The sequence below is a fragment of the Pseudomonas sp. NY15364 genome (genome assembly GCF_048068235.1).
Classification (GTDB): Bacteria; Pseudomonadota; Gammaproteobacteria; order Pseudomonadales; family Pseudomonadaceae; genus Aquipseudomonas; species Aquipseudomonas mendocina_D.
Genome location: NZ_JBLUPX010000056.1, coordinates 1 through 11,559 on the forward strand (window position 1 = coordinate 1; position 11,559 = coordinate 11,559).

Below are 11,559 nucleotides of genomic sequence, written 5' to 3' on the forward strand. Positions count from 1 at the left end.
TTGCTGACGACCTTCGCCCTGGATGTAGCCCATAAACGACAATGCCCCCATCGACTGATGGAGGCATTGTCTTCAGCTTGCTCTCAGACTGCTAGGTTTTCACACAGTCTGTTTCGGGGCCTTGTTGCGATGACACTCGGCGAGCTGGACTCAGCCCAGGGCTGCCAGGGTCTTCGCGGTGATTTCTTCGACGCTGCCGACACCCGGGATATGACTGTATTTCGGGGTACCGGATGCAGCGGAGAGCTTCTGATAGAAGTCCACCAGCGGCTTGGTCTGCGAATGATAGACGGACAGGCGATGACGCACGGTTTCTTCCTTGTCGTCTTCGCGCTGGACCAGTTCCTCACCACTGATGTCGTCCTTGCCGGCAACCTTCGGTGGGTTGTACTCGATGTGGTAGACACGGCCGGAAGCCGGGTGAACGCGACGGCCAGACAGACGCTTGACGATCTCTTCGTCCTCCACGGCAATCTCGACCACGTGATCAAGAGCGACGCCAGCATCACGCAGCGCTTCGGCTTGCGGAATGGTGCGCGGGAAGCCGTCGAACAGGAAACCATTGGCGCAATCGGCCTGAGCGATGCGCTCCTTGACCAGATTGATGATCAGGTCGTCGGAGACCAGACCACCGGCATCCATCACGCTCTTGGCCTTCAGGCCGAGTTCGGTGCCAGCCTTGACCGCAGCACGCAGCATGTCGCCAGTGGAGATTTGCGGAATGCCGAATTTCTCGGTGATGTAGCGAGCCTGGGTACCTTTGCCGGCACCGGGCGCCCCCAGCAGAATCACGCGCATCGATGTGCTCCTCAAGAGTTATGTAGTAATCGGTCGGACTCGCCTCGTGGGGCCAATCTCTTGAATGTAGTGCGGCTGCCGTAGCGGCCAAAAGGCTGCTCAAGATACACAGCGCACCCCAGGCGCACAAGCCGCCAAAAGTCGGATAAAACCCCTCCTCCTGGCGGCCTGAATCCGGTATATGACGCTGGCCAGGCATATGCCGGCCAGCACCTGCCGCCCTTCAACCGGTGTTGCGCAAACCTGCAGCGATACCTGCCACGCTGACCAGCAACGCCTGCTCCAGAGGGCTCTCCGGCGCCTGTTCACGTTGCCGGCAGCGCGCCAGCAGCTCGGCCTGCAGCAGGTGCAGCGGGTCGAGGTAGGTGTTGCGCACGCTGATCGATTCCAGGGTTTCCGGATTGTGCGCAAGCAGCCGAGACTGCCCGGTCAATTCCAGCACGGCAGCGCACGCCTGCGACAATAGGTCGCGTAACTGCGCCCCCAGCGGCTGCAGGGCCGGCTCGACCAGACGCTCGTCATACAGGGCGGCGATATTGGCATCCGCTTTGGTCAGGACCATTTCCAGCATGTCGATGCGGGTGCGGAAGAATGGCCATTGCTCGCGCATGCTTTTCAGCAGTTCAGCATCACCGCCTTGCAGCGCCTGCCCCAGCGCCTGCTCCCAGCCGAGCCAGGCTGGCAACATCAGGCGTGTCTGCGTCCAGGCGAAGATCCAGGGGATCGCACGCAGACTTTCCACGCCCCCTTCACGCCGCTTGGCCGGGCGACTGCCCAGCGGCAAGCGGCCGAGCTCCTGCTCCGGCGTGGCCTGGCGGAAATATTCGACGAACTGCGGATGCTCGCGTACCACGTCGCGATAAGCCTTCACGCCGGCATCGGCGAGGCGGTCCATCATCGCCCGCCAGCTCGGCTCCGGTGCTGGCGGTGGCAGTAGCGTGGCTTCCAGCACTGCAGCCAGATAGAGGTTGAGATTCTGTTCGGCGACATCCGGCAGGCCGAACTTGAAGCGGATCATTTCCCCCTGCTCGGTGGTGCGGAACCGCCCTGCCACCGAGCCAGGGGGTTGCGACAGGATCGCTGCGTGAGCGGGGCCACCGCCACGGCCGACGGTGCCACCGCGACCGTGGAACAGCAGCAGTTCGACCTGATGCTCACGACACAGACGCACCAGCTCCTCCTGAGCGCGGTACTGCGCCCAGGCAGCGGCGGTTGTACCGGCGTCCTTGGCCGAATCGGAATAGCCGATCATCACTTCCTGCGGGCCATGCAGGCGCGCGCGATAGCCGGGCAACCCCAGCAGACGATCGATCACCGGCCCGGCGTGGTCCAGATCGGCCAGGGTTTCAAAAAGTGGCACCACCCGCATCGGCCGGCGCAACCCGGCCTCTTTCAGCAGCAGTTGCACGGCCAGCACATCGGAGGCGGCACCAGCCATGGAGATCACGTAGGAACCCAGCGATGCGGTAGGAGCGGCTGCCACCTCGCGACAGGTAGCGAGCACCTCGGCGGTATCGGCCGAGGGTCGATAATCGCTTGGCAGCAAGGGGCGGCGGTTTTCCAGCTCGCGCTGGAGGAAGCTCAGACGCGTCTCCTCATCCCATTCGGCGTAGCGACCGAGTCCGAGATAATCGGTGATTTCCGACATCGCAGCCGCATGCCGGGAGGAATCCTGACGCACGTCGAGACGCACCAGGAACAGACCGAAGGTGGCTGCCCGGCGCAGGCAATCGAGCAACGGACCATCGGCGATCACGCCCATGCCGCAGGCATGCAGTGACTGGTAGCAGAGCTGCAGCGGCGCCAACAGATCATGGTTGTCGCGCAGCACCGCAGCGCTGGGCGCCACATCGGCAGTGAGCGCCTGCTGCGCCCAGCTGCGCGTTTCGCGCAGGCGTTCACGTAACTGTTTGAGCAAGGCACGGTAAGGCTCGGCGCTGTCGCCCACCTGCGCGCGTAGTTCGTCACTGGCCTGCTGCATGGACAGCTCCGCGGCCAGGTTGTCGACATCGCGCAGATAAAGATCGGCGGCCATCCAGCGCGCCAGCAGCAACACCTCTCGGGTCACTCGCGCGGTGACATTGGGGTTGCCGTCGCGGTCGCCGCCCATCCACGAGGCGAAACGAATCGGCGCAGCCTCCAGCGGCAGACGCAAGCCGGTGGCGGCCTGCAGGCTCTGATCGGCACGTCGCAGGAACTGCGGCACGGCCTGCCACAGCGAATGCTCGATGACAGCGAAGCCCCATTTAGCTTCATCCACCGGACTGGGCCGACTGCGGCGAATTTCCTCGGTGTGCCAGGCCTCGGCGATCAGCCGCTGCAAACGTTCGACGATGCGCTCACGTTCACTCGGCGACAGGTCGCTGTGATCCAGCGCCGTCAGTTGCGCGGCGATGGCATCGTATTTTTGGATCAGGGTACGCCGCGCCACTTCAGTGGGGTGGGCGGTAAGCACCAGTTCGATGTCCAGGCGCCCCAACTGACGCGCCAGCTCATCACTGCCCTGCCCGGCGGCGAGCAGACGTTCAAGCAATTCGTCGAGCACACGCAACTCGAACGGCTCGGGCTCACCGGCACGGCGACGACGCACACGGTGCTGCTGCTCGGCGATATTGGCCAGGTTGAGAAACTGATTGAAGGCCCGTGCCACCGGTAACAGTTCGTCGTCACCCAGATCGCCCAAGGTACTGGTCAGCTGCTCGGCACCTGCGGCAGAGCCACGACGGCCAGCTTTGGCCGACTTGCGAATGCGTTCGATCTTGTCGAGAAACTCGTCGCCCAGCTGGGTGCTGATGGTATGCCCGAGCAACTCGCCGAGCAGGTGCACCTCTTCACGCAGGCGCGCATCAATTTCCGCCATGTCGCACTCCTTCTCCTGTCCAGTGTCAACAGAGTGCCCAGCGCGCCAACTTCTTACAAGGGTGCGACGCGCACCAAGGCGAGCCTGCGTGCTGGGTCTAGGCTTGTCGATGGGCGCTGCGGTTTCGCCAATGGGCACCGCTTGCGCCACCTGTGAGGAGCTACGACATGAGAATTCGCGAACTGGCAAAACACTGGGAACAAAATGCCAAGGGCCACCTGACACCGACTCGTTATCACATCCACCTGGATATCGAATCGGCCGCTCGCCTGGCGGCGCTCACCGAGATGTACCCCAAGCATCACAGCGAGGAACTGCTCGGAGAGCTGATCTGCGCGGCGCTCGAGGAACTCGAGGCCAGCCTGCCTTACGTGCGCGGCAACAAAGTGGTGGCGCTGGACGAGCAAGGCGACCCGTTGTACGAGGACGTCGGTCCGACTCCACGTTTCCTGGCGCTGTCGCGCAAATACCTGCGCGAACTGAGTGACACGAGCAAAGAGACGAGCCATTGACGCCCTGAACGGGCCTTTGTGTTCGACATATTGTTCAGTTTCGAGCGTTCAGGCAGATAACACGTCTGCCGATCAGCCCTTTCTGCATCGATGCAGCACCTTCCTCCGCCTCCGCCGATACGCAGGCGCGCCGGCCTCCCTCACCCCGCAAAAATCCACAAAACCAGCTAGATAGAAGGGTTTATGAGCGCTCTATGTGCGCATAAAAACCACGCCGAGGCCTTTCCATACGCACATAGTCGACTAACCAGTCATCCAGAAAGCCATAAGCAGACTGTGTTTTTTTCTGAACTATTCGAAAAACCTGCCGGTCCCACTTACAGGCCATCGTGACCAGCCGACACCGCCAACACCTTTGGTAGACGGACGACACGAGAGGCCAATCGCTACGGATATCGTCGTTCATAGGAGTGTTTCAAATGGAGTTAGCCGCCATGAAGACCCATACCGAAAAAGCCCCGCGCAGCCGCCTGCACGGGATCAAACTGGCCGCCTTGGTACTGGGCAGCAGCCTGGTACTGGCTGGCTGCGCGGGTAACCCGCCCAGCGAGCAATATGCCGTGACGCAATCTGCCGTGAACTCGGCGATCAGCGCTGGCGGTACCGAGTTTGCCGCCGTGGAAATGAAGTCTGCGCAGGACAAGCTCAAAGAGGCCGAACTGGCCATGCATGAGAAAGAGTACGAGAAAGCCCGCCGCCTGGCCGAACAGGCTGAATGGGATGCTCGTCTCGCCGAGCGCAAGGCTCAGGCCGCCAAAGCCGAACAAGCATTGCAGGACGCCCGCCAGGGTGTTCAGGAACTGCGTGAGGAAGGCATGCGTAACGCTCAGTGAGCGCCATGCACCCCACCCATTCGCTGACAGATCAAAGGATGAACGCCATGCGTAAACACGTGATGATCCCCGCCCTTCTGGCCCTGAGCGTCGGCCTGGCCGCCTGCTCGCACCAGCCCAACGCCAACCTGGAGTCGGCGCGTAGCAACTTCTCCTCGCTGCAGAGCGATCCGCAGGCGAGCAAGGTCGCGGCGCTGGAAACCAAGGAAGCCCAGGAATGGCTGAACAAGGCCGAAAAGGCCTACATGGAAAAGGAAGATGAGAAGAAGGTCGACCAACTGGCCTACCTGACCAACAAGCGCGTCGACGTGGCCAAGCAGACCATCGTGCTGCGTAACGCCGAAGCCGAGCTTAAGAACTCCTCGGCGCAGCGCGCCCAGGCTCTGCTCGATGCTCGCGATGCACAGATCCGCAAGCTGCAGGACAGCCTCAACGCCAAGCAGACCGAACGCGGCACGCTGGTGACCTTCGGTGACGTTCTGTTCGACTTCAACAAGGCCGAACTGAAGAGCAGCGCGCTGCCCAACGTCACCCAGCTGGCACGCTTTCTCCAGGAAAACCCGGAGCGTCAGGTGATCGTCGAGGGTTACACCGACAGCGTCGGCTCGGCCAGCTACAACCAGGGTCTGTCCGAGCGTCGCGCCGAGTCCGTCCGTCGCGCACTGATTCGCGCCGGTGTGGAGCCGACGCGCATCGTCGCCCAGGGTTATGGCAAGGAGTATCCGGTTGCGGACAACTCCAGCGACTCCGGTCGTGCGCAGAACCGTCGCGTGGAGGTGACCATCTCCAACGACAACCAGCCGGTCGCTCCGCGCTCGTCTGCCGGCGCCTGATAGCACCGCTGTAATGAAGAAACCCGCCTGATGGCGGGTTTCTTTTTGGTACATCGCATTTTCGCGGGGAGAATACGCTTGACACCGAACTGGCAATTACGTGTGGGCTTTCGATGATTTGGCACTCTCCATTCACACGCCGCCTGGCCTGATGGGTTTCGCCCCTCACGGGCGAGTTACTTTCTCTTGCTTGCCCAAGAGAAAGTAACCAAAGAGAAGGACACCCCACCATCCGGCCCCAGCTGCGCCGGGGTTCCCTCGCTACATCACCACTCCAGGGGCACGCTGCGAAGGGCCATCCATGGCCCATCGCAGCTCTCGCGACATCCATGTCGCTCAACCCCTTCCACGGCGATTCCACTCGGCCTCCTGAAGGGGACTTGGGCGTCGTTTGCACCATCGCAGTTGAAGAGCAAAGGCAAGGTACAGACGCTGCCAATTTCAATTTCGCGAAGATTACGCAAGCTCGCGACCTGGTCCCCTTCAGGAGGCCGAACGTAGGTGTTGCGTAGGGGAGCGAGCCGCATGGATGCGGCGAGAGGCTTAATGGGCCAGGGATGGCCCATGTAAGCCGGCACCCGGAGCAGCGCCGGAGCGAGGGAAGTTTCGCGCAGCGAAACCCGGATGTCGGGGTGCCCTTCTTTGGCACACCTTTCTTGGGCAAGCAAGAAAGGTGTGGCGCCCGTAAGGGGCGCAACCCAAACGCTCAGCGCACGCGGTAATAGATAGTGCTAAGTCAGCAAGCAAGACGCACACAAACTTGCCAGTCCGGTGTGTCAACCCGCACTTTCCCCAAGCTATGCGAAGAACCTTCTTTTTTGGCGCCGGACTTTACTGCTCCAGCGCCGGAGTTTCCTGACCGATGCAACGCACAGCCTGCTTCTTGTTGTCCACCAGCACGCCAGTCAGCCCTTTCTGCTGCAGATCGAACAACACCAGCACGCCATCGATGCACTGCGCCACCTGATCGGCCGGTTTCAGCGAGACCTTGTAGTCCTCGCCGGGAATGGTCTTGAGCATGGTGAAGTCGGAGAGCAGTAGTGCGTCCTCCGGTTTGGCGAAATGCACATAGCCGTAGTACCAGAGCACGCCGATGGTGCCGACGATGCTGGCGACACCCGTGAGGATCAGGGGGATGGGATTACGTTCGGTCATTGCGGACTCTCTGTTGCGGATTCGGTAGCCGGTCCCAGGCGCTCGACGTAGGCCTGCGGCGCGACGAAGAACGCCAGTAGCGACTGGCGCCAGGCGGGCTCGGCAAAGGTTTGCACATGCGGGCCACGGGTCGCCTGAAAAGCGCGTGGCGGGCGCGCAGCTTGATACAAACGCTGGCCATTGGAAAGCGGCACGATCACGTCGTCAACACTGTGATAGATCAGTAAGGGCGCGCCTGCGAGTCGATCGATGCTGTGAATCGCGCTGTCGCCGTCCGGCACCAGCCAGGACAACGGCACCTGCAGCGGCCAGGTCAACCAGGACTTGCTCAGCGCATGGCGGGCGACGTCGCGATAACTGGCCGGCACACCGTCCAGAGCGATGGCCTGCAAGGTCGATTGGCGCTCGGGATACTCGGCCAGATAATGCACGGCTAACGCACCACCGAGGCTCTGCCCAAGCAGGAAAAGCGGCGTGCCCTGCACCTGCGGCGCCTGATCGAGCCAGGTGAAGGCCGCGTCGATATCCTGGTAAACCTTGGGCAAACGCGGCTTACCCTCGGACAGACCGTAGCCACGATAATCCAGCATCAACACCTGATAGCCCTGCTCCGGCAGCCAGTGAACGCCACCCAGGTGCCAGGCCAGGTTGCCGCCATTGCCATGCAGGTGAAGTACCGTGCCCTTGACCTTCACCCCAGCCTTGGTCGGCAACCACCAGGCGTGCAAACGCGTGCCATCGGCGGCGCGCAGCTCGATGTCGCGGTATTCCAGCCCGGCACGCTCCGGGGTAATCGGCAGCCCTGGTTCCGGGTAGAACAGCAGGCCGCTGCAACCAGCCAGCCACAGGCTGGCCAGCAGCAACACCAACGCCCGCAGGCTACTTGCCACCGGCGCGCACCTCTTCGCGAGCCTGAACGGTCGCCGCGTAGACGCGCTCGGCCAGACGCGAGAACGGCAGGCTCTGAATCCACACCGTGCCAGTGCCTTTGAGCGTGGTCAGCAAAATGCCTTCGCCACCGAAGAGCATGCTTTTCAGGCCGCCTGCCAGGGCAATGTCGTAATCGATACCGCTGCTGAAGGCCACCAGGCAACCGGTGTCCAGGCGCAAGGTTTCGTTGTTCAGCTCCTTGCGGATCACGGTGCCGCCAGCATGCACGAAAGCCAGGCCGTCACCGTCGAGCTTCTGCAGGATGAAACCCTCACCACCGAAGAAGCCGGCGCCCAGGCGTTTGGCGAAGCTGATGCCGATGCTGGTGCCATGCGCGGCGCAGAGGAAAGCGTCTTTCTGGCAGATCAAGCGACCACCGATTTTTGCCAGGTCGATGGGCACCACGGTGCCCGGATAAGGCGCGGCGAAGGCGACCCGTGCCTGACTCTTGCCGGCATTGCTGAAGTGAGTCATGAACAGTGACTCACCGGTGAGCATGCGTTTACCGACGCTCCACAGCTTGCCCAGCAGACCATTGGACGAGCCATCACCCATGCGCGTCTCGAAGCGCACGCCGTCGGTCATGTAGTTCATCGCCCCGGCTTCGGCGATCACCGTCTCACCGGGGTCGAGAATGATCTCCACCGATTGCGCCGAAGCGCCGAGGATTTCGTATTCGAGTTGATGACTGGGCACTTGCTGGTCTCCGAAGTGGGCCACGACGGTGTATGCCTGGCGATGCGTGGCGCAGCGCACCCTACCGGACTGCGATCAAAGGATATTGGCGTAGTCCGCTTCGATGCGATCCAGGCTCAGGTGATTGAGGAAGTTGGAGAAGCACATCCAGGCCGACAGCGCGTTCATGTCCTGAAACTGCGGCGGCAGATACTTGGGTGGCTGCACCAGCCCCTCGTCCACCAGCTTGCGCAGCGTGCGCATGTCTTCCAGGGTGGTCTTGCCGCAGAACAGCAGCGGAATCTGCTCCAGCTTGCCTTTGCGCACCGCCAGCTGGATGTAGTTGTAGATGAGGATGAAACCCTTGAGGTAGGAAAGGTCCTTGGTGAACGGCAGGCCCATCGGCAAGGACCCACGGAACACCCGGCTGGCATTGCTGTAACCGCCTTCAAGGCCATAGCCCTGCTCGCGGAAGAACTCGAATACCTCGAGAAAATCCGCGCCCTCTTCGGCCATGTGGATGGCGCGGGTGCGGTTGGTCAGCTTGCGCAAGCGCGTGGGGTAGGAAGCAAAGGCGATCACCTCCATGAGAATGGCCAGACCCTCCTGGGTCACCGTCGATGAGGGCGGGCCCTTGGCCAGGAACGTGCAGATCGGCTGGTTGAGCCCGTTGAGCGTGGTGCCGACATGCACCAGACCTTCGTGCACCTCCAACGCCTTGACATCACGCTCGTTGAAACGCGCATCGCTGCGGATCTTGATGTAGTCGGCGCCAGCGGCGGCATCTGCGAGAATACCGTCGGACTCAAACACACGAATGGTTTCGTCGCCAAATACGCCAGCCAGGCGCTGCTGCAGGATGTTCACTGCATCACTGGCACCGAGGGTCTTGGCCTCGTCTTCCAGGTCGCCACGCGCGGCGATGTTATTGAGGTAGTCCGAGAGCATCAGGCCGAGATCGGCCAAGGTCGGATCACCGGCATGGAAGGCGTCGGAGGCAGCGCCATACAGCTCCTGGCTGATCAGGCCGAAGTCCTCGGTGCCACGCGCTTCGAGCATGCGGATGACCATGCGGTATTCCTTGCACATGCGCCGCATGATCTGCCCGACCGGATTGAACTGGCCGAGTTGACGGGTGATGTCACGCTCGATGTTCTGGAATTCCAACTTCTTCGCAGCGGCATCGAAAGCCAGCGGTCGATTCAGGTAGTAGTCGCGATCCACGGCTGGCGGCTGCTTGCCCTTGGCCTTGAGAAAGCCGTCACGGATGCCATCGTCCCACTTCACCGCATCGAGTACGCGGATGGGCGTTTGCGCATCGACGATGCGGTCACTGAGGGCACGGATACAGAGCTGATAGTCGTCCAGTTTTTGCTGGCTATTCATTGCAGTTCCTACTCGGCGGCCTGCTGATAACGCGCCACCTCGACGAACAGGTCGGCATTGGCCGGGTCGTCGAGGTAGGCGAACACCTTGTCCAGCGGGCTGGTGATCAATGCACCATCGGCTTCGGGCATGGAGACGGTCTGCCCTTGCAGCAGGCCCTTTTCCATATCCTGAAGAATGCGGTCGGTGTCGAGGTTGTACAGCACCAGTTCGTTGTCCTTGGTCAACTCGAAACCGGCGATGGCGAAGTTGGCGCCCAGGCTCTTCGGCAAGCCCGCGGAGAGGTACCAGCGGCGACCATGGTGAGCGACGGTGAAGCCGAACTCCTCGAGGCTGCCGAGGTTGTCCGCGCTGCCCTCGTAAATGCGCGCCTGGTAGAGATTGGAGCCGGCACGGGTGATTTCCAGAAACAGCTGATCGCCCCACTCATCCTGCCGGGTCCATACGCCCAGCAGCGGTATGGGCGCAGCCTCGTTGGCCGGAATCGGGTCCTTGAAGGTGACCAGGCAGCCACTCAACAGCAGGAAGGACAGGGCGACCAATGCGCGCCAGGCTTTCATTATGCTCTCCTTGTGAAGGCCGTTCGACCCGATGATCGACGGTTTACAACCCCAGAACCAGATTCATGTAGCGTTTAAGGATGGCCAGCATTCCTTGGCTGTCCAGGTGCTCTATGCCGTCTAGCAGGCCCTGATACTCCATCCGCACGATGGCGGCCGTCAACAGCACGGCATCCTGTTCGGGCTGGCGCGAGCCCAGCACTTCGAAGAAGTGGGTGACACCCTGCTGCAGGATCTGCCGGTGAGCTCGCACCAGCTCGCGCAGTCGTGGATTGAGCAGGGCTTCCTGCTGAAACGCCTGCTCGGCGATCAGGTGGTCACGACGCTCACACAACTGACGCTGCACGTACTGCACCGCCAGCCCGGCGATCTCGTCGGCCAGTTGCCTGCGTGCCTGCTCGCTGCCATCCAGACGCCCGACCATCGCCTCCAGCGCACCCTGGGTACCCGCCCAGAATGCCGCCATCTGCGCAGCGCTGCGTTCGACGAACTGGGCGAAGGTATCGGTGATCAGGTCATCGATATCCTTGAAATAGTAGGTCGTGGCCGACAGAGGTACCTGCGCTTCGGCAGCCACCGCGCGATGACGCACGGCGCGCACGCCCTCGCGCACGATGATGCGCATGGCGGCATCGAGAATCGCCTGGCGGCGCTGCTCACTGCCCTGGCGACTGGCCTTGCGGCCCTGGTACTGGACACTTTCGGCGACAGCGTTGGCTGCCTGTGTGGCATTGGGGGGCGCAGACACGGAGCTCACGGTGGGTCGACCCTCTACGTTCTAGTTATGACAGGGAGAGTAATGGCTTGGACATGCAAGCAAAAGGCTCCGTTTCGCTTACAGGCCAGGCACCCAGCGAAACCGCCGCGAAATGCATAACGACAAGTAGCAAAAAGCCGCCCGAAGGCTAATGCCAGTCAGTTAAGCGCTACAGCTTGACCTTCTGCGCGCTGAAACGAAAATCCGATGCTTGTTTTGAGCATCGGATTTTTTTATGCGACTTTCCCGCGCCTTGGCAC

11 protein-coding genes are annotated in these 11,559 nt (G+C 61.8%); 3 read left to right on the forward strand and 8 right to left on the reverse strand.

From position 1 onward, the window contains the following. Positions 1-150: 150 nt before the first annotated feature. Together adk and ppc are read right to left on the reverse strand one after the other, a co-directional pair. Positions 151-798 carry an adenylate kinase gene (adk, locus tag ACNFCJ_RS23365; RefSeq protein WP_125836591.1) on the reverse strand — a complete coding sequence of 216 codons (648 nt, stop codon included), beginning with the start codon at positions 796-798 and terminating at the stop codon, positions 151-153. Between the two features lie 223 nt (positions 799-1,021). After that, positions 1,022-3,658, reverse strand: coding sequence for a phosphoenolpyruvate carboxylase (gene ppc, locus ACNFCJ_RS23370; protein WP_416773808.1), 2,637 nt, complete (start codon positions 3,656-3,658; stop codon positions 1,022-1,024). Positions 3,659-3,825: 167 nt separating this feature from the next. On the opposite strand from ppc, the gene ACNFCJ_RS23375 reads away from it, so the two are divergent. The 3 genes from ACNFCJ_RS23375 to ACNFCJ_RS23385 all read left to right on the forward strand — a co-directional run bounded on the left by ACNFCJ_RS23375 (position 3,826) and on the right by ACNFCJ_RS23385 (position 5,836). After that, positions 3,826-4,170: a pilin assembly protein gene (locus tag ACNFCJ_RS23375; protein WP_416773809.1), complete on the forward strand. Its 345-nt coding sequence runs from the start codon at positions 3,826-3,828 to the stop codon at positions 4,168-4,170. 419 nt (positions 4,171-4,589) lie between these two features. Next, complete coding sequence (locus ACNFCJ_RS23380) at positions 4,590-5,003, forward strand: DUF4398 domain-containing protein (RefSeq protein ID WP_177429678.1); 414 nt, start codon at positions 4,590-4,592, stop codon at positions 5,001-5,003. 47 nt (positions 5,004-5,050) lie between these two features. Then, on the forward strand, positions 5,051-5,836 hold the full coding sequence (locus ACNFCJ_RS23385) for an OmpA family protein (protein WP_143505880.1): 786 nt from the start codon (positions 5,051-5,053) through the stop codon (positions 5,834-5,836). Between the two features lie 831 nt (positions 5,837-6,667). Here the strand turns inward: ACNFCJ_RS23385 and ACNFCJ_RS23390 are convergent. The 6 genes from ACNFCJ_RS23390 to ACNFCJ_RS23415 form a co-directional block, all read right to left on the reverse strand. Further along, positions 6,668-6,991 (reverse strand): hypothetical protein, encoded by a 324-nt coding sequence (locus ACNFCJ_RS23390; protein WP_143505881.1) that lies wholly within the window; start codon positions 6,989-6,991, stop codon positions 6,668-6,670. Beyond that, positions 6,988-7,881, reverse strand: coding sequence for an alpha/beta hydrolase (locus ACNFCJ_RS23395; RefSeq protein ID WP_416773810.1), 894 nt, complete (start codon positions 7,879-7,881; stop codon positions 6,988-6,990). Before ACNFCJ_RS23395 ends, ACNFCJ_RS23390 begins: the two co-directional genes overlap by 4 nt. Then, positions 7,871-8,617 (reverse strand): TIGR00266 family protein, encoded by a 747-nt coding sequence (locus ACNFCJ_RS23400; protein WP_099525767.1) that lies wholly within the window; start codon positions 8,615-8,617, stop codon positions 7,871-7,873. The genes ACNFCJ_RS23395 and ACNFCJ_RS23400 overlap by 11 nt, the downstream gene beginning before the upstream one ends. A 75-nt stretch (positions 8,618-8,692) precedes the next feature. Continuing rightward, positions 8,693-9,982 carry a flavohemoglobin expression-modulating QEGLA motif protein gene (locus tag ACNFCJ_RS23405; RefSeq protein ID WP_416773811.1) on the reverse strand — a complete coding sequence of 430 codons (1,290 nt, stop codon included), beginning with the start codon at positions 9,980-9,982 and terminating at the stop codon, positions 8,693-8,695. An 8-nt stretch (positions 9,983-9,990) separates the two neighbouring features. After that, a complete protein-coding gene (locus tag ACNFCJ_RS23410; RefSeq protein ID WP_416773812.1) occupies positions 9,991-10,542 on the reverse strand; it encodes a hypothetical protein in 552 nt (183 codons plus the stop codon). Positions 10,543-10,585: 43 nt separating this feature from the next. Further along, positions 10,586-11,299: a TetR/AcrR family transcriptional regulator gene (locus ACNFCJ_RS23415; protein WP_416773813.1), complete on the reverse strand. Its 714-nt coding sequence runs from the start codon at positions 11,297-11,299 to the stop codon at positions 10,586-10,588. Between the last annotated feature and the right edge of the window lie 260 nt (positions 11,300-11,559).

Coding starts and splice junctions, on each gene's coding strand:
- adk (WP_125836591.1), bottom strand. CDS start 798: ATGCGCGTGATTCTGCTGGGGGCGCCCGGTGCCGGCAAAGGTACCCAG.
- ppc (WP_416773808.1), bottom strand. CDS start 3,658: ATGGCGGAAATTGATGCGCGCCTGCGTGAAGAGGTGCACCTGCTCGGC.
- ACNFCJ_RS23375 (WP_416773809.1), top strand. CDS start 3,826: ATGAGAATTCGCGAACTGGCAAAACACTGGGAACAAAATGCCAAGGGC.
- ACNFCJ_RS23380 (WP_177429678.1), top strand. CDS start 4,590: ATGGAGTTAGCCGCCATGAAGACCCATACCGAAAAAGCCCCGCGCAGC.
- ACNFCJ_RS23385 (WP_143505880.1), top strand. CDS start 5,051: ATGCGTAAACACGTGATGATCCCCGCCCTTCTGGCCCTGAGCGTCGGC.
- ACNFCJ_RS23390 (WP_143505881.1), bottom strand. CDS start 6,991: ATGACCGAACGTAATCCCATCCCCCTGATCCTCACGGGTGTCGCCAGC.
- ACNFCJ_RS23405 (WP_416773811.1), bottom strand. CDS start 9,982: ATGAATAGCCAGCAAAAACTGGACGACTATCAGCTCTGTATCCGTGCC.
- ACNFCJ_RS23410 (WP_416773812.1), bottom strand. CDS start 10,542: ATGAAAGCCTGGCGCGCATTGGTCGCCCTGTCCTTCCTGCTGTTGAGT.